Source organism: Sphingobium sp. SG1, from assembly GCF_057063145.1.
This window is the reverse complement of record NZ_JBVVOJ010000001.1, coordinates 659,961-673,674: the sequence shown is the minus strand read 5'-3', so window position 1 is coordinate 673,674 and position 13,714 is coordinate 659,961. Positions and strand designations below refer to the sequence as shown.

Annotated in this window: 25 protein-coding genes and 3 tRNA genes; 20 read left to right on the top strand and 8 right to left on the bottom strand. The window is 54.7% G+C overall.

Translation table 11 applies throughout. From position 1 onward, the window contains the following. The first annotated feature begins 14 nt into the window (after positions 1-14). The 6 genes from AC0KVN_RS04495 (at position 15) to AC0KVN_RS04470 (ending at position 1,597) form a co-directional block, all read left to right on the top strand. Positions 15-188 carry a hypothetical protein gene (locus AC0KVN_RS04495; protein WP_483655935.1) on the top strand — a complete coding sequence of 58 codons (174 nt, stop codon included), beginning with the start codon at positions 15-17 and terminating at the stop codon, positions 186-188. Between the two features lies 1 nt (position 189). Next, positions 190-405 (top strand): hypothetical protein, encoded by a 216-nt coding sequence (locus AC0KVN_RS04490; protein ID WP_483655934.1) that lies wholly within the window; start codon positions 190-192, stop codon positions 403-405. A 250-nt stretch (positions 406-655) separates the two neighbouring features. Beyond that, positions 656-1,009, top strand: a complete 354-nt coding sequence (locus tag AC0KVN_RS04485; RefSeq protein WP_483655933.1) for a hypothetical protein — start codon at positions 656-658, stop codon at positions 1,007-1,009. Positions 1,010-1,147: 138 nt separating this feature from the next. After that, positions 1,148-1,266, top strand: a tRNA-OTHER gene (locus AC0KVN_RS04480). Between the two features lie 52 nt (positions 1,267-1,318). Beyond that, the gene (locus tag AC0KVN_RS04475; RefSeq protein ID WP_483655932.1) at positions 1,319-1,501 is read left to right on the top strand and encodes a hypothetical protein; all 183 of its coding nucleotides are present in this window, start codon (positions 1,319-1,321) and stop codon (positions 1,499-1,501) included. 3 nt (positions 1,502-1,504) lie between these two features. Beyond that, positions 1,505-1,597, top strand: a tRNA-Leu gene (locus AC0KVN_RS04470). 7 nt (positions 1,598-1,604) lie between these two features. On the opposite strand, the gene AC0KVN_RS04465 is transcribed toward AC0KVN_RS04470, so the two are convergent. Both AC0KVN_RS04465 and AC0KVN_RS04460 read right to left on the bottom strand, forming a co-directional pair. Further along, on the bottom strand, positions 1,605-2,015 hold the full coding sequence (locus AC0KVN_RS04465; protein ID WP_483655931.1) for a hypothetical protein: 411 nt from the start codon (positions 2,013-2,015) through the stop codon (positions 1,605-1,607). Between the two features lie 103 nt (positions 2,016-2,118). Then, a complete protein-coding gene (locus tag AC0KVN_RS04460; RefSeq protein WP_483655930.1) occupies positions 2,119-3,516 on the bottom strand; it encodes an amidoligase family protein in 1,398 nt (465 codons plus the stop codon). Positions 3,517-3,608: 92 nt separating this feature from the next. On the opposite strand from AC0KVN_RS04460, the gene AC0KVN_RS04455 reads away from it, so the two are divergent. Genes AC0KVN_RS04455 through AC0KVN_RS04445 form a run of 3 tightly spaced genes read left to right on the top strand, consistent with a single transcriptional unit; the run spans position 3,609 to position 4,490 of the window. Then, positions 3,609-3,839 carry a hypothetical protein gene (locus AC0KVN_RS04455; RefSeq protein ID WP_483655929.1) on the top strand — a complete coding sequence of 77 codons (231 nt, stop codon included), beginning with the start codon at positions 3,609-3,611 and terminating at the stop codon, positions 3,837-3,839. Positions 3,840-3,899: 60 nt separating this feature from the next. After that, positions 3,900-4,196, top strand: coding sequence for a hypothetical protein (locus tag AC0KVN_RS04450; protein ID WP_483655928.1), 297 nt, complete (start codon positions 3,900-3,902; stop codon positions 4,194-4,196). A 30-nt stretch (positions 4,197-4,226) separates the two neighbouring features. Continuing rightward, a complete protein-coding gene (locus tag AC0KVN_RS04445; protein WP_483655927.1) occupies positions 4,227-4,490 on the top strand; it encodes a hypothetical protein in 264 nt (87 codons plus the stop codon). An 87-nt stretch (positions 4,491-4,577) separates the two neighbouring features. Here AC0KVN_RS04445 and AC0KVN_RS04440 read toward each other — a convergent pair whose 3' ends face one another. Continuing rightward, the gene (locus AC0KVN_RS04440) at positions 4,578-5,012 is read right to left on the bottom strand and encodes a GNAT family N-acetyltransferase (protein ID WP_483655926.1); all 435 of its coding nucleotides are present in this window, start codon (positions 5,010-5,012) and stop codon (positions 4,578-4,580) included. Further along, complete coding sequence (locus AC0KVN_RS04435) at positions 5,012-6,028, bottom strand: ADP-ribosyltransferase-containing protein (RefSeq protein WP_483655925.1); 1,017 nt, start codon at positions 6,026-6,028, stop codon at positions 5,012-5,014. The genes AC0KVN_RS04440 and AC0KVN_RS04435 overlap by 1 nt, the downstream gene beginning before the upstream one ends. Between AC0KVN_RS04435 and AC0KVN_RS04430 the strand changes: the two genes are divergently transcribed. Next, positions 5,993-7,129 carry a hypothetical protein gene (locus AC0KVN_RS04430; RefSeq protein ID WP_483655924.1) on the top strand — a complete coding sequence of 379 codons (1,137 nt, stop codon included), beginning with the start codon at positions 5,993-5,995 and terminating at the stop codon, positions 7,127-7,129. The two genes, AC0KVN_RS04435 and AC0KVN_RS04430, sit on opposite strands and share 36 nt — an antisense overlap. Here the strand turns inward: AC0KVN_RS04430 and AC0KVN_RS04425 are convergent, their stop codons facing one another. Beyond that, complete coding sequence (locus AC0KVN_RS04425) at positions 7,130-7,558, bottom strand: hypothetical protein (RefSeq protein WP_483655923.1); 429 nt, start codon at positions 7,556-7,558, stop codon at positions 7,130-7,132. It abuts the gene before it with no gap. Between the two features lie 175 nt (positions 7,559-7,733). Here AC0KVN_RS04425 and AC0KVN_RS04420 point away from each other — a divergent pair, with 175 nt between their 5' ends. The 6 genes from AC0KVN_RS04420 to AC0KVN_RS04395 all read left to right on the top strand — a co-directional run bounded on the left by AC0KVN_RS04420 (position 7,734) and on the right by AC0KVN_RS04395 (position 10,012). Continuing rightward, complete coding sequence (locus AC0KVN_RS04420) at positions 7,734-8,072, top strand: hypothetical protein (protein WP_483655922.1); 339 nt, start codon at positions 7,734-7,736, stop codon at positions 8,070-8,072. 34 nt (positions 8,073-8,106) lie between these two features. Then, positions 8,107-8,193, top strand: a tRNA-Leu gene (locus AC0KVN_RS04415). A gap of 25 nt (positions 8,194-8,218) precedes the next feature. Further along, positions 8,219-8,626 carry a hypothetical protein gene (locus tag AC0KVN_RS04410; RefSeq protein WP_483655921.1) on the top strand — a complete coding sequence of 136 codons (408 nt, stop codon included), beginning with the start codon at positions 8,219-8,221 and terminating at the stop codon, positions 8,624-8,626. Between the two features lie 3 nt (positions 8,627-8,629). Beyond that, positions 8,630-9,343, top strand: coding sequence for a hypothetical protein (locus tag AC0KVN_RS04405; RefSeq protein WP_483655920.1), 714 nt, complete (start codon positions 8,630-8,632; stop codon positions 9,341-9,343). 1 nt (position 9,344) lies between these two features. Beyond that, positions 9,345-9,596: a hypothetical protein gene (locus AC0KVN_RS04400; protein WP_483655919.1), complete on the top strand. Its 252-nt coding sequence runs from the start codon at positions 9,345-9,347 to the stop codon at positions 9,594-9,596. Beyond that, the gene (locus AC0KVN_RS04395) at positions 9,596-10,012 is read left to right on the top strand and encodes a hypothetical protein (protein WP_483655918.1); all 417 of its coding nucleotides are present in this window, start codon (positions 9,596-9,598) and stop codon (positions 10,010-10,012) included. The genes AC0KVN_RS04400 and AC0KVN_RS04395 overlap by 1 nt, the downstream gene beginning before the upstream one ends. Positions 10,013-10,617: 605 nt before the next feature. On the opposite strand, the gene AC0KVN_RS04390 is transcribed toward AC0KVN_RS04395, so the two are convergent. Genes AC0KVN_RS04390 through AC0KVN_RS04380 form a run of 3 tightly spaced genes read right to left on the bottom strand, consistent with a single transcriptional unit; the run spans position 10,618 to position 11,537 of the window. Next, the gene (locus tag AC0KVN_RS04390) at positions 10,618-11,076 is read right to left on the bottom strand and encodes a hypothetical protein (RefSeq protein ID WP_483655917.1); all 459 of its coding nucleotides are present in this window, start codon (positions 11,074-11,076) and stop codon (positions 10,618-10,620) included. A 48-nt stretch (positions 11,077-11,124) separates the two neighbouring features. Further along, entirely contained in the window at positions 11,125-11,304 is a 180-nt protein-coding gene (locus AC0KVN_RS04385) for a hypothetical protein (RefSeq protein WP_483655916.1), read from the bottom strand. Next, positions 11,304-11,537 carry a hypothetical protein gene (locus tag AC0KVN_RS04380; protein ID WP_483655915.1) on the bottom strand — a complete coding sequence of 78 codons (234 nt, stop codon included), beginning with the start codon at positions 11,535-11,537 and terminating at the stop codon, positions 11,304-11,306. The genes AC0KVN_RS04385 and AC0KVN_RS04380 overlap by 1 nt, the downstream gene beginning before the upstream one ends. A 190-nt stretch (positions 11,538-11,727) precedes the next feature. On the opposite strand from AC0KVN_RS04380, the gene AC0KVN_RS04375 reads away from it, so the two are divergent. The 4 genes from AC0KVN_RS04375 (at position 11,728) to AC0KVN_RS04360 (ending at position 13,710) form a co-directional block, all read left to right on the top strand. After that, positions 11,728-12,003 carry a hypothetical protein gene (locus tag AC0KVN_RS04375; protein ID WP_483655914.1) on the top strand — a complete coding sequence of 92 codons (276 nt, stop codon included), beginning with the start codon at positions 11,728-11,730 and terminating at the stop codon, positions 12,001-12,003. A 66-nt stretch (positions 12,004-12,069) separates the two neighbouring features. Further along, positions 12,070-12,705 (top strand): hypothetical protein, encoded by a 636-nt coding sequence (locus tag AC0KVN_RS04370; RefSeq protein WP_483655913.1) that lies wholly within the window; start codon positions 12,070-12,072, stop codon positions 12,703-12,705. Next, positions 12,705-13,289 (top strand): NUDIX hydrolase, encoded by a 585-nt coding sequence (locus AC0KVN_RS04365; protein ID WP_483655912.1) that lies wholly within the window; start codon positions 12,705-12,707, stop codon positions 13,287-13,289. Before AC0KVN_RS04370 ends, AC0KVN_RS04365 begins: the two co-directional genes overlap by 1 nt. Beyond that, a complete protein-coding gene (locus AC0KVN_RS04360) occupies positions 13,282-13,710 on the top strand; it encodes a hypothetical protein (protein ID WP_483655911.1) in 429 nt (142 codons plus the stop codon). Before AC0KVN_RS04365 ends, AC0KVN_RS04360 begins: the two co-directional genes overlap by 8 nt. The last annotated feature ends 4 nt before the right edge of the window (positions 13,711-13,714 follow it).

Below are 13,714 nucleotides of genomic sequence, written 5' to 3'. Positions count from 1 at the left end.
TTGAAAGAGACCATATGAGCGACAAGAAATACATCCACGGCACTACTGAATCTGGTGACCTCTATGCTGCCACGGCCGAAAAGTGGGCGGAATATCGTCAGGCATGGTCGGATGGCGACATGGACCTCGTGATGCACTTCGAAACTGGTCAGGACCCGGATTTCTATTACGATCCGGAGGGCGAATGACATGAAAATCCAAGTGAACCTTTCCGATCTACCCGGCGGTGCTGCGGTAGGCGCGGTGATCGACACCGATGACATGCTGGTCGTGCGCGAGCATATCCTTCACCTTGAAGGGAGGCTCCTCCGGGTAGAGTTTCGTAAGCGTGACGGTGGCCAGCCGCGCTATGCCTATATCCACGATATGAGCATCGACGAATATGCCACCATGGCGTGCGGCTAGGAGTGAAGCTGCGTGAAGCGTGATATGAATGAAGTGATGATGTGGGTCTGCGGGATTTTGTTCGCAGTCTGCATCATCCTTGATGCCGTGTTGTCGGCGGTAGCACCTTGCTCCGACGATCAGAGCAGGTGCTCACAAGAGAAGGTCGTGCGGGAGGTTTTGCGCGAAGAGGGTGTGATCAAGTAGCGGGCTTGATCCAACATATTGGGCTCCCCACATTGGCGTCTAACGTCATGACAAGGGAGGTTTTATGTTGAATGATGACCTGAATGCCAAGCGCGAAGCTTTTCTGGCGAAGTCGAGCCAAGACCGTCTTGCGGCACTCAATTTCCTGAATTCCGTGGTCGCTGAGCTTAAGACCAAGCACGGCGTGGTGGCGAAGATTTTGACCGAGCCGAACTATCGACCGAATGCGCTGGTTGATTTCTACGCTGAGCTTCAGTTCGAAGATCACGGTCTCGGCAGCCGGATCAACTTCCGTGATGATGCCGAGGGCAGGGGGCTGGCCGTCAATCTTACGGGCAGCGCAAAGTGGACCCTCATCACTGGAGTGGATGCGTTCGTCGAAATTCTTCGCGATCATCTTGACGGCCTCTACGACTAATATTGACGTCGAGCCGTGGAGGGGTTAGTTGCTCCCTCACGGCTACGGCCGCTGCGGATTGGGTGGTAAGCCGTTGATCAGCCTACTGGTCAGAACACCACCTCTGATTTTCCGGTAGAACCGGATATGCTATTCTTCGGTCGTGTGGCGGAATCGGAAGACGCTACTGACCCAAATTGGTTGCTTGTGGGTGAACCCATAGGTGCGTCCTTGTGACGTGGAATAATTCCGTGCGGGTTCGAGTCCCGTCACGGCCGAAGAACTCGCAATTATTGATTTCCATGATCGGTATTCCGTAGAAATCACAACATGAGCTACAAGACCTACCGGCAGAAACTGGCGACCGAACAGGAACTCAAGGCTTCGATCAGTGCTCTCACCGATGACGCAGAGGCTGCCGACCGGCTATTCAATCTGATTGTTGAATTTGTCGATGACCGCATCAGTGATGTGGTTGACCGTTTGACCGAGTGCGGTCCTTACGCAGATTAATTTGGGCGCGTGGCGAAGAGGCTGAAACGCGGGGCACTTAAAACGCTCTACTGACTAACGATCACACCGTGGGTTCGATCCCCACCGCGCCCACCATCAATCTCTATATTCGGACCAGTCCGGCGATGAACTTGTTCACGTCGGCGTGCATCCACTCCTCGCCTTCATTCCAGAATTTGAGAAGAGCCTGCTGGTTGATCCGGACCCATTCGATAACCTGTGGCGCATATTCGCGGACGGTTTTGGCGGGGAGGCTATTCGCCACTACCTGAGGATCGTCCGCGATCGCGACTGAAAAGCTGGGCTGGTTTCGGCCGGTTTTGACGAAGAATTTCACGCGCGGTCCGTGTGATGCCATCGCGGTCGATATGAAAATCACGCCTTTGATACCGGTCTGGTCGGGCGCAAGGTTGGCCATTTCAAAAATGACATCCCCATGCTGAGCGATCTCTTCCTCAAGAGTGAGATCACGACGCCAAGTGAGGGTGTCATCAAGAATTTCATGGATACGCATATGGCGTATTTATCATTCAACTGAAACGCGAGGAAGTCATTTCTCGCCTTCGTCCCAATCCCGAATGGCACATGGTGCCGGTTTAACCCCACCGACTTGCACCTTACTGACCCAGTAACGGGTCCAGCACACGCTTCACAGCTTCCCAACCTTCTGGCCTGAACTGCCATGGCAGATTGTGCTCATAGTCAATCCGCAGGTGGTGCCAGCTATCCGGCGTCATACCGCTTGCCCGGATGAGGATACGTAGGACCGTATCGGGGATAGGGCGCGCTCCCTGTGACCGCGTCTCCTCTGAGGCGATGAACATGAGCAGGGTGTCGGGGCTGATCACGATTTTCCCCTGAGCGTTCAACACCTTCATCCGATCAGCCTCGCGATAGTTCAGGCTATCGATCCACTTCTTCACCGTGCGCTCAGGCGTGGTCATCGTGGGGCTCACCGTGTCGACCGGGCCACCGATCAGCTTAGCCAACTTCGTCGCATATTCGCGGCGATAGAGATTGGGATCAGAGGCGATATGGATCATCTGGACGAACAGACCGATGTGCTGGAAAATCTGGTCGATCTTGGTTTCGTAACCTGCGTTGCCGATCGGCCGGAACTCGACATATCCCCGGTTGATCAGCGTGAGGAAATTGATCGCGAAGCTCTTCTCATTGAGGTTCTCGATGAACGTGCGGGCGATCGCGCTGGCGTCCTCGATCGAGCGAGGAAGGCCCTGAGCGTTCAGCTTGGGCAGCAGTTCATCAGTGTAACCGTTGCCCTCATCGCGCCAATGCTTGGTGATCCATTTCTCACCCGAAAAAAGCAGCAGCTTGAGCGGATCGATTTTATTTGCCGCATCGGGCATCCCGATGTTGATGTGAAGGCCGGTCGTGCGGTTGGTATAAATGCCGGTTCCATAGTGCTCTGGGAACCACTCCAGCCACTGGCGGAGTGTCATGGCGAACTCATCGTAGGAATGGAACACTGGGGAAATGAGTTCGAAGGCGAGATCGTTTAGCTCACCATGAACGCTGCCATCGGATTCGAGGTGCCAGTTCGAGTAATCCTTATTCTCGATCGGCTGTTCTTCCTCATATGAGTAACGAATGCGCGGTATATCCAACCCCTCTTGAATGTCTTCGACAAAGAAATCGACGGCCTGACTCCATGGGAGACGCCGTTTGATCTCGCCATCGGACAGGACATATTCATAGCCGCCATCCGCGCGAACCAGTTCCCACCACGCGGCTGCGCCGATATCATCGATCCAATCCCGAACCGATCCATCCTCATGGCCATCTTTCTGCCATTCCTGATATTCAGTATTGAAAATCTCGTGATCGACGTCGAATGCATCGGGGATGTTTTCATCGTCTAAGTCCCACCAGTCCACCTCTTCAGTGAACGTGCTGCTCCTCGCGATGATCTCGGACTCGAATCCGAAGGTCATGCCGGTCATATCGTTGGTGCGCCCGTAGGGCATGGAGGCTTCGATGATCTGATGATAACGCATGCAATATTTATTCGATCTGGAGGTTCGGTACCATATTGTCAGGTCATAAAAAGTAGTATAAAGAGGTAGGGAATTTGATAGAGGAAACTGTCATGAAGGTCGAGAACGTGCGGATCGAGGGCACCACTGGTGCGAATATGAAGCCGCGCAGTGGCGAGGCAGTCTTTTCCGATGGAAAGCGCTACGACTGGATGTTTTTGCCCGAGGGCGACGTCCGCTTCTTCTTCTACCGGTCGACCCACGATGGCACCGCACGATCGCTGGTTTCGTTCGCCAGCAAGGCACGCGCCAAGGCTCTGAAAGAGCATCTGGGTATTTCCTGATCGGAATAGTTGACGCCTAATAAAAAGTGGTATAGAGACTTTTTAACCACGGAGAAAATAATGACGACCGAAGATATCGAACAAGCGCAGGAAGCACGCGAAACGCTCAAGGATGTGCTTCCGCGCGAATTCGCCAGTTACGTCGATACCCCCGCATATCGCTTGCGCGACGTCGAGGTTGTTGCTCGCCATGATGTGTATGAGGGCGGAAAGCGGTGGCCCGGCACGCATCGCAATGTCGTGTTCTGGTATGAGCTTGCCAATGGCAATGCAGTGGGCTGGAACGAAAATGTGGCGGTCGGCTGGAGCTTTCCGGTTCTGTCGAAGGCTGCGCTGGCGAAAAGTAAGGCTGCGTAAACCTCCCTCCAATTTATGGGTATTCGCGTTATGTCCGACGGTGCCAACCGCATGATCAGTGACCGTAAGGCGGCGTTCTACGCCAGCATGAAGAACCATCAGATCGCCGGTGCGGGGATTTCGTGGTTCTCGATGCTGGTCACTCTGGAGTCGTCGGATAACAGGCATATCGCCTATCCGGTCGTGGGCGTCATCCGCTTCGTCGAACAGAAGACCGATCTCGGTGTCAGGACCGCTGTTTTTCACGCTCTGCGCGACGATGGCAGCCAAGGCACAGATGCCCGGCGTGGGTAGCCTGCACAGTCAGTGGGAAGATTGGTCACATCAGGGCGAGGTGTTCGTGCGGATCACGAAGCCTCTCCCATGCGTGGTTCAGGTGCTTCAAGCCACCTGAGGTCGGATTTCAGGCTCTCTGCCTTCTTCAACCGCACTCGCCCATGCCGCGCCATCATGGGTCAGATCATCATTGTGCTCAATGGTCTTGAAGTCCCGCTTGGCCATCGTGATGAGGGCGAAGGCGAGATGACGGCGGCGCGCTTCCGGCACCGTATAGACGTTGGCGATCACGCCATGCTCGCCATCACGGCTCATGATCTGGAGAACGCTCAGGGGTTTCCCATTCTCGCTGAACACATAGCGGGTCGATCCATAGGCGCTGACCAGCCTCGATATGCCATTGGGCTTGATTTCGCCTTTCTCCTGCCCGATCGCCGCGCTTTTCCCGGCAGGGGCGAGGAGATCGATAAGGGCAGCGTCGTTGGCCGCTCCAGTGGTAGGGAGATATTTCTCCGAGACGATGTTGATAAAGTTGCGCATTAGTCGCTCACCTGATTGCTATTGGCCTTACTGTCATCGAACTTGGCGAAGACACTGCGAACCTGATTGGGCCGGAACAGGATCGTGACATTATGCGACACCTTTGCCGCGCCGGGATTATACCCGTCGACATGGACAATGGAATCATACCCCAGTTCCTCCAACCATTCGTTGGCGAAGGTCTTGAACTGGAACACCTCCGTTTCGCCGCCGATCAGGCTGCTCTCTGCTTTCCAGTCATGATATTCGGAGGTGTTCGTCCACATGGCCTTGTAGATATCGCGCCCATAAGCTCCACCGATACGGCCGCTTTCGAGACCCTTTTTATGGATTGCTTCTTCCTCTTCGCGGCGCTGGCGAACAAAGCCAAGCTGACGAGTGATCTGCTTGATTTCCAGATCGATTGAATGGCGGACATCTTCCAGATATTCGGGGTCGTCCTCACCTTCTTCATAATCATCCGGGTCAACGTCAGAGATGCTGTCGGCAGTGGATAGTTCCTCCAACTTCCACTCCAGTTCCTGCTCTTCATCCGGTTCGTAGTTATCATCGTCGTCATCATCGTCTAGGCGATGTCCCATATCCTGCATAAGCTCGCGCCACAGAGGGAGGTGGTTGATCCCTTCTCCAAAACAATGAAAGAGGATGCGCTTCACCTCAGCGTTGGGATAAAGTTTATCGAGATCGAAGGGGTGTTGAGAGCGTATGAAGACCGGATAGACCGTGGGCTGGGCATCGTCGGTATCGTTACCCCACGAGGCTCCGGGGCGGCTATAGCCGCTTGCTGCAACGGGATCAGCACTGACATAGACTCCCTTGCCATAGGCAAGGCGTTCATCTGGGGTTCGCGACGGGTCGAATTCGGCGATCTCGCCTGCGGGCGTGCCATGATACCATACCCGGCTGGTGTCGAAACCCATCTGGGCAGCGCGTGCGGCGCGCTCTGGATCAATGGGGGCTTCCATCAGGCTCTCGGCATAATGATGGCTTCGGACGATGTCGATGAAGTTGCGCATCTCATATTTATGCCAAAGGCGATCGGAGATAAATATACCATGCGTCTCCATCATCTTCTCGAAGCCACCATCAATTCAGACCTGCTTGGTGAACTCGCCGATTACATCATCAGAAAATTACCCACTGTGCGTTCTGGAACGTCCGCGACTGTTTCATTCTCATGGGATGATGATGAGCGCTTTGTCGAAATGGGCAAACGCTTCCCGGAGAAATATCGCGATGCTTTTCGTTTCCTGAAGGACATGAAGATCGTCGTGGACAACGAGACGATCACTAGCGCAGCAGGTGCCTTCAGCGCACAGAACCGCAACATGACCTCTGCGATCTATCTCTTCCTGAAGACCATAACGGGTAGTGATGAGGGCGATTATACCAATCCACAAAATATGGCGCGCCGCCCGGATGGCAGCATTCGGAGCGTCAAGTCGACATTGGTTCACGAACTCCGCCATTATTTGCAGCGCACGACATTCTCGAAATATTATTTCAACCGCGACGACAGTGACTATCACACCGACCCGATGGAAATCGATGCCGCGTGGTTCCATCATATCGAAGAGCACAATCCGACTGATTTTGATTCCGCGAAGGAATATGCCGATGAAGTGATGAAGCGCTTCGCCGCTTACAAAAGGCTCACCCCGGAGCAGGTTCGGCATTATTATCGCAAGGCGGCGACATATTGGCTTGAACGCATGTCTGGCCCGGTCACGCCTATGGGCGACCCGAAGAGCCGCGCAGCCGAACGTAAAGCCGCAATGTTCAATGCAGCGGCCAACCTCATCAACGGCGACGCGAGCAACATGAGAGACGCGGTGCCGGGCTACTCTATGGACGCAGTGAGTTTCTACATCCCGGATAATTGGAGGCCGGTCCTGCGCAAGGCAATTTCAGGCGGAAAGCCACTCACGCACGGAAACGAGAGTATCGCCTATCTCCTGATGGCACTGGGCAACTCCGCCGATCTGTCAGTGGGCAGGAAGGCGCTTGAAACCCTGTCCGGTCATTCGTTTGACGAGACACTGTCGTCATTGCCGTTTCCGGCGGACAAATTCGATGTCGCGGCGATCGAGCGGCTCATCCGTAACCGCTTCGCCTGATTACCAGTCATCTCCCGGTGACCATTCACCGTCGTCGTCTTCATCTTCTGGCGCGTGATATGAAGTAGCATCGCCGACATAGGCCAATATGGTTTCGTCGCCGCGAGCAACGGCCGCTTCCAGCCTGTGGTTGCCGTCGATGAGGTAGCCATGGGTTGGATCGAAAATTACTGGCGGAGCACCCAGAGGGTCGCGGGCGGCATAATCAGAGACCAGATTGTCATGGATGGTGAAAATGCCGCGCTTGATTGACGCAACGGAAATTTCCTGAAGGTCATAGCGATCGAATGCGGCAATGTTAGCATAAATGTCCCCGTGAGAAAAATCCTCCGGGGTGTGATGGATGTCTTCTCTGGAAATGCGCTGGGCCAGTTCCCAACCAGCGATGACCTTAGGCCAACTTTCGGCCTGCTCCATGATGTTGATCAACTCTCTCATCCGTTATTTAGACTGGGAATATGGCTGGAAACGCCCGGTCGGCCCCACGAAAAATCTCACAAAAATTATATTGCACCCGAATCGCCAACGCCGGTAGGCAGGGATCACCGGACGGCGCGAATCGTCGGGCAGATTTGATAGCGAAGATTTTACTGGAGTTAATTCAATGGGTTGGTCGATCAACGAAATCTCGAACACCGTCGTGGTCCCGCAGGAATATGCGGAAAAGCTGTTCGCCGCCGGTCAGGATGAGCATTTCTTCGGCGACGCCGACGAAGTCCTGTGTGGCGACGGAACCCTCTACTTCGAGCCCGATGCCATGGAGCACATGGACTATCTGTGGGACGAAGATATCCTCGCGGTTCTGGCCGAAGCCAAGGTGAATGGCAAGGTCGTGTTCTCGTCCACCGAGGGCGACAATCGCGGCACTTGGTGGTCCTACACCTTCGTCGACGGCGTCTGCACGCAGGACGATGGCAAGCTCAAGGACCTCATCGCAGCCTGAGCCAAATGGGGCAGGGCCTTCCTGCCCCTCACCTGCGGGTATGGCGAAACTGGTAGCCGCGAGAGACTCAAAATCTCTTGACCGAAAGGTCGTCCCGATTCGAGTTCGGGTACCCGCACCACAGGTGCATTTGAGCGAGAAATTTGATGGACACTGCCCCGGTCCTCGAAATGACGAGGACGACCTATCCCGCGCGCTTGCATGCGCGCCTTGAGGAAGCGGTCGAGTATCTTGCCGCCCACCCGGAAGTGCAATCGTCGGAATGGCTATTCCGCACGGCGCAGTTCTTCATGGCTCCGTCCGTGGTCCTTATGGCGGCCGATGATGAGTTCATCGATATTCCTGTCGATATCATCGTCGATGAAGTGGCAACGCTTGTCCTTCTGTTGTTCGCTGATCATTCCGAATATGGCACGCAGTCATTCCGGTTCCTCTTCCCAAAAGATTTCGTCAGAGATCACCGGCTGGAGGGGCAGGATAGCAACACCATCTTGAGCGTATATCTTTTGGTGAATGCGCGAAATGTGATCCGCGAGATGGTGCGGTTCCATTAAATATTGCACCATATATTTCGAAGGCGGTATTATCCCAAAATGATTTCTCCACTTTTCTTTGATGTCCATGAGGACAATGCTCCGTTCAATCGCGTTTGTTTCGTTGAAGCCACGCAGGAAGAATATGATGACGCGGTTGAGGCCGCTGCGCAGGGCAGGCCGGTTCCCTACTTCACCATGAAGGCAGGCGTCCGCGTCCGCTTTGATCTGGCGGCCGAAACCGTTGAGGGCACCGATGACGTTGCCTCGGTTGAGGATGCCGAGGACAAGCTGCTGGCTCTGGTCGGCCCGACTGGTAACTATCGCTCCAATCCCGGTTCCGAAGCCGAAAACGCCGGAGCGCTGGCGATTATGATTGGTCGAGAGGCCAACACGATCGCTCGCCGCACGCGCCGTGGCGCTGGTAATGTCGTCCTGTGCCACCCTGACGTCGTGACGATGCTGGGCGGCACCTATGTCAGCGCCAAAAAGCCTGCAAAGGTTGGTCGCTGGACTGCGGCTGGTAATATCGGCGATACCTATGCCGTTTACACCAGCGATCACATGTCCAAGGATCGCGTCTATATCGCATATGTGGGTTCGGCGAGCGATCTCCCCGCCCATGTGATCCAGACCGAAGATGGTCTGAAGCTGGCCGTTCGCGGCAGCAACTCCGATGGCTACGGCGCGTCGGTTGATTTCATCAACTGCCTCAGCATCAGCTACCCGGCGGCCTGATATGGAAATGGACGACGACTGCGGATACGATTTGGCTGACGCCATGCTCGATGCATGGATGGACTTTCTCAAACGGAACCCGGCCGTCGTCCACGCTGGTATCACCGCCGAAAAATTATCGATCCCATTTGATGGGACGGCACCACACGGCCAAAACATAACGGCCGGATCGATCAGCGGTAAGGAAATTGTGGAGGCGTCCATCTGTGCGCCTAAACTCACATGCGCACAATTTGACCAGAAAGAAATTTGATGCCCGGATATGAGCACAAGTCGATCGAACCCACAGTCGGGATCAAGAAGTCACATGCGGTATTTTATGCGGTTCTCGCCGCGATCGCATGCGGTGCCGCGACCATGGGCGTTACCGCTTTCCTTTCAACAACGGTAACGCCACCGGTCTCAGTCGCGGCGGAAGCACCGGCCAATCAACAGTGCATCGCGGTAGGAACGACCGTGGTGGTAGAGGGCGTCACCTCTTCCAAGGTGTCGGAGGACCGTAAGGAAGAGCCCGATGCTTTCTCTATGCAGAGTCTCGTCAGCTACCGCCTTGAAGATGATACGGCCGTCGTCTGCCGCCACTCATATGTCGATCTCGTGGGTGTTCTGAAGCCGGGGCAGCGCATCAAAATCGGCGCGGCGGATCGAAGCATTACGCGGGTTCTGTAATGAAGCTATTCTGCTCACATAAGTTCGAATATGTGGAACGATTGGCGCTCTCGTGCGGTTTCCTCTGGTTCGATGTGCGCTATGCATATCGCTTTCGCTGCCGCGCATGCTCGAAAGAGAAATTACTGCCGATCTCGTTTCAGCAATATCACGAGGTTGAGTCACTGGTGACCACGCCGAAGCCATCGAAGGCAGATCGTCTCCGCCGTCCAGTTCGCATTCATCCGCCGTTCAATCCGCAATAACAAGCGTAGAGAGCCACATTGAAACCATATCGCGTGCAGCGTCTACCAGATGGCTGGATCGTTCGCGGACCCGGTGATGCGATCGTCTTCGGCGACGACTGGCGCTGGAACAGCCGATCAACGGCTCGTGAGGTAGCACGGGAATATAATTCTACCCACGAGGCTCAGCACTCGCCTCCGATGGCAGTTTCGAGCCGTGCGGCCAGATCAGCGAAGCATAGGGGTGTTGCCCCATAACCGGCCGCCTGCCGCGCTTGGACGCGTTCCATAGCCTCCCGGCCAATTTCTCGCAGGACCCGGTTGTTGATCAACCCCTTGTGACTGGCCCAGTGGCGAACGAATGCAGAGAATGTGATCATGTCAGTAGGCCAGTTCGCGATCGAGGGCGACCTTGGCGATCCCGGTCTGGGGCGTCCACGACACATTTCGTCCGCCTTCGATCCAGATGCTGTGAAGCTTTCCGTCCACGACGCGGACGAGCACGTTACCGCAAAGGTCGCCATCGTCACGATGATAGCGGTTGTAGATGTAGAAATCGAACAGACCACGACCGTCTTCGGTCAGATCAGCGCCTTCGCGAAACATATCGGTGTGATGCTTGGAGCGATCATAGACATCGAGATCGCTACAGTGGGGCCACTGATCCGACACCAGCGCGCGGTTGATGTTGGTGTCCCCGGTGTAGCTGAGACTGATATTGTCCCGACATTCCAGCCGCACACCAGCCACGGATTTGATCGACCGTCCGGTCGTATAATGGCCGCGAAACGCGACATCGTTGATCAGTTTCCATTCGGCGGTGGTGGGCTTGAACTTCATGTCGATCTCCATCTGATGAGACGCTTATACCACTTTTTATGAGGTGGGTCAATCCCTCATCAATATGCCGAATTGCTCCAGCCAGTCTGACAGGCCCATTTTCTCCGGCCAATCTTCCGGGTCGCGTTTCTGGTTGATCGTCCATGTGTCGACGAATTGCTCCAGATTGCGCTCGATGAAGTCAGCAAACTCGCTCACTGTCATCGCGGTGAGTTTGCCGCCCGCCATCAGATCGCAACCTTGATCGTGCGGCTGTCCACGCCGCGCTCGGTCAGCAGATTGCCGATCGCAGCCTGAAGCCGATCGGGCTTCGTCACGTCTCCATAAACATTGTAGACGCGGAATTCATTCCGCTCAGGGAAATCCTTAGCGCTGATCGTGACGGTGAAATCGTCGCCATCACTGATGCGGTAATCTGCGGTGCCAGCGACGAACGGGGTGGTGCGTGCATTCTTGCGCATGTTGTCCTCCTGAAGTGACATTTTTCTATACCACCATTTGTGAAATGACAAGCGGAAAAATGGCGGAAATGCTGAACTTTTTAATAACCTCCCATGGGATATTTGTAAAACATCCCATGGAGTATTCGATATAGAAATATTGTGTTGTGAAACGATGATAGCCTATTCTCGATCAAACAATTTGGGCTGCATGATGAGCGCACGAGTTTCACTTCTTGGATCGGGTTATGTCGAACGTATTGCCGATGATGGTGTTCTTTGGGGGACGCTCGATACGGGAGCCACCTTCGATCTGCCCGCAGAATTCCATGAGATCGGCGATGAAGTTCGCTTCTCCGCAGGGATCGACTGCGACTATGTCGTAATGGTAATTGGTTCACACCAAGCAACCATTCTCTGGTGTGACGATAATCCACCAGAAGGCATCGAAATCCTTGAGCGCGAGGTTCTGAGGAAAACGAACTGAGAAAAATAGTGCAACGGGTCGTTGCACCATTTTATAGCGATAGCGGATTTTATGGAGTTTATTTTCATGGCTGTAATTTGGGCGGGCATTCTTGCTCTTCCTTTCGCATTCTGGCTGCTGGCTTTCTGCACGCTGGTCGTGACTGGCTTGTTCATGGATCGCAACCGCGAGGGCTGGGGCACCCTGTCATTCATCGCGGGCGCTGTGGCCTGTTACTGGGTTTATTCCCACGGGGCATTCGACGTCATCGGCTGGGTCAAGGCTCACTATGTCGAGTTTCTGGTCGGCTTCGCGGTCTATCTCGTTTTCGGTGCCGCATATGGCGTACTCCGCTACGTTCTGACCGTTCACGACATCGCCGACAAGTTGAAGCGGTGGGCAGGCAATCGCAAATATGATCTCGGTGCCCTGACGAAAACGCAGGCAAGAAATTTCGCCTACGATCATGGACTTGCGCGCTATCCCATTCAGTTGGTCGACTATCGCTCGCGCATCCTCAACCACATGATGGGCTGGCCGATTTCTGCCCCGTGGTGGCTGTTGCACGATCCGGTCGCGCGCTTCTTCCGCACGGTCTATAATCGCCTTGCTGGCGTGCTTCAGTCCTATACCGATCGGGTGTTCCAGAATGTCACGATCGTCGAGGACGAACCGGCCAAGCCCAAGAGCGACAAGCGCCCCCTTCAGGCTGGCGAGTTCTGATGCGACGGTCCGACTTCATCGCTGAGGTCACCCGTGAGGTGGGGAATTTCATCAAGAGGTTCCCCACCGCATGCGGTCAGGTCATCCCGTTGCTGGAGCAATTGTCCACCGACACAGGCGATCTCAATGATCGCAAGAATATGATGGGGCATATCACGGCCAGCGCATTCGTCGTCGACAGTTGTTGCGAGCGGATTTTGGTGATCCACCATCTGGCCTATGACCGTCTCATCCCTCCGGGTGGACATGTTGATCCGGGCGAGAAACCGTGGCGGGCTGCCAAGCGCGAAGCCAAGGAAGAAACAGGATTGGCGCTGCCTTTCCTGATGTTCGATTATCCAGTCGATATCGACACTCACCCTATCGCGGCCCGCGAGGACAAGGGGGAGGGCGATCATCGTCATCACGACTTCATGTATGTGTTCGGCGCTGGTATGTCCGAAGAACTGGTCGCACAGGCTGAGGAAGTGGCTGAGGCCAAATGGATGCCTGTGGCAACTGCCTCTCAATGGGCCGATGCGCGAACCTTGCGAGTGATCGAACGCCTCGCCTTCATGTTCGATTGGGAGGACCATCATGGCTGAATATTATATCGACGAAGATGGCAAACAGGCCGTCGATCCCGCGACGATCGCGGTCGGGGATGTCCTGCACAGTGTGGATTGGAAAAGGACCGACTATTACGGCCTCGGAGACGTTACGATTCACGAATACGCTCTGTTGAGGCAGACTGTCAGCGAAGCCAAGCGAGTGTCATATTCCGAAAACTCATGGGGTGTTAATGAGCATTATTCCATCGTCTTCGACGATGGTGCGTTCATCACTCTATACAAGGGTGAGCAGTATAGGGATTTCAATGGAACATACTACCTCACGCGAGAAGAGGCACAGGAGGAAATGAACGAAAACTGTCGCCTCGAACTGGAATATGGCGAGGAGTCGTTGTTGAAGGCGCTGGCCGCAATTGAATTTCTTCGTTCCCGTGTGAAAAATCCGTCGGCGTGATTTT

Excerpts from the sequence above, each read along its gene's own strand:
- AC0KVN_RS04495 (WP_483655935.1), top strand. The coding sequence starts at position 15 with ATGAGCGACAAGAAATACATCCACGGCACTACTGAATCTGGTGACCTC.
- AC0KVN_RS04490 (WP_483655934.1), top strand. The coding sequence starts at position 190 with ATGAAAATCCAAGTGAACCTTTCCGATCTACCCGGCGGTGCTGCGGTA.
- AC0KVN_RS04485 (WP_483655933.1), top strand. The coding sequence starts at position 656 with ATGTTGAATGATGACCTGAATGCCAAGCGCGAAGCTTTTCTGGCGAAG.
- AC0KVN_RS04475 (WP_483655932.1), top strand. The coding sequence starts at position 1,319 with ATGAGCTACAAGACCTACCGGCAGAAACTGGCGACCGAACAGGAACTC.
- AC0KVN_RS04465 (WP_483655931.1), bottom strand. The coding sequence starts at position 2,015 with ATGCGTATCCATGAAATTCTTGATGACACCCTCACTTGGCGTCGTGAT.
- AC0KVN_RS04460 (WP_483655930.1), bottom strand. The coding sequence starts at position 3,516 with ATGCGTTATCATCAGATCATCGAAGCCTCCATGCCCTACGGGCGCACC.
- AC0KVN_RS04455 (WP_483655929.1), top strand. The coding sequence starts at position 3,609 with ATGAAGGTCGAGAACGTGCGGATCGAGGGCACCACTGGTGCGAATATG.
- AC0KVN_RS04450 (WP_483655928.1), top strand. The coding sequence starts at position 3,900 with ATGACGACCGAAGATATCGAACAAGCGCAGGAAGCACGCGAAACGCTC.
- AC0KVN_RS04445 (WP_483655927.1), top strand. The coding sequence starts at position 4,227 with ATGTCCGACGGTGCCAACCGCATGATCAGTGACCGTAAGGCGGCGTTC.
- AC0KVN_RS04440 (WP_483655926.1), bottom strand. The coding sequence starts at position 5,012 with ATGCGCAACTTTATCAACATCGTCTCGGAGAAATATCTCCCTACCACT.
- AC0KVN_RS04430 (WP_483655924.1), top strand. The coding sequence starts at position 5,993 with ATGATGGCTTCGGACGATGTCGATGAAGTTGCGCATCTCATATTTATG.
- AC0KVN_RS04435 (WP_483655925.1), bottom strand. The coding sequence starts at position 6,028 with ATGCGCAACTTCATCGACATCGTCCGAAGCCATCATTATGCCGAGAGC.
- AC0KVN_RS04420 (WP_483655922.1), top strand. The coding sequence starts at position 7,734 with ATGGGTTGGTCGATCAACGAAATCTCGAACACCGTCGTGGTCCCGCAG.
- AC0KVN_RS04410 (WP_483655921.1), top strand. The coding sequence starts at position 8,219 with ATGGACACTGCCCCGGTCCTCGAAATGACGAGGACGACCTATCCCGCG.
- AC0KVN_RS04400 (WP_483655919.1), top strand. The coding sequence starts at position 9,345 with ATGGAAATGGACGACGACTGCGGATACGATTTGGCTGACGCCATGCTC.
- AC0KVN_RS04395 (WP_483655918.1), top strand. The coding sequence starts at position 9,596 with ATGCCCGGATATGAGCACAAGTCGATCGAACCCACAGTCGGGATCAAG.
- AC0KVN_RS04390 (WP_483655917.1), bottom strand. The coding sequence starts at position 11,076 with ATGAAGTTCAAGCCCACCACCGCCGAATGGAAACTGATCAACGATGTC.
- AC0KVN_RS04385 (WP_483655916.1), bottom strand. The coding sequence starts at position 11,304 with ATGGCGGGCGGCAAACTCACCGCGATGACAGTGAGCGAGTTTGCTGAC.
- AC0KVN_RS04380 (WP_483655915.1), bottom strand. The coding sequence starts at position 11,537 with ATGCGCAAGAATGCACGCACCACCCCGTTCGTCGCTGGCACCGCAGAT.
- AC0KVN_RS04375 (WP_483655914.1), top strand. The coding sequence starts at position 11,728 with ATGATGAGCGCACGAGTTTCACTTCTTGGATCGGGTTATGTCGAACGT.
- AC0KVN_RS04370 (WP_483655913.1), top strand. The coding sequence starts at position 12,070 with ATGGCTGTAATTTGGGCGGGCATTCTTGCTCTTCCTTTCGCATTCTGG.
- AC0KVN_RS04365 (WP_483655912.1), top strand. The coding sequence starts at position 12,705 with ATGCGACGGTCCGACTTCATCGCTGAGGTCACCCGTGAGGTGGGGAAT.
- AC0KVN_RS04360 (WP_483655911.1), top strand. The coding sequence starts at position 13,282 with ATGGCTGAATATTATATCGACGAAGATGGCAAACAGGCCGTCGATCCC.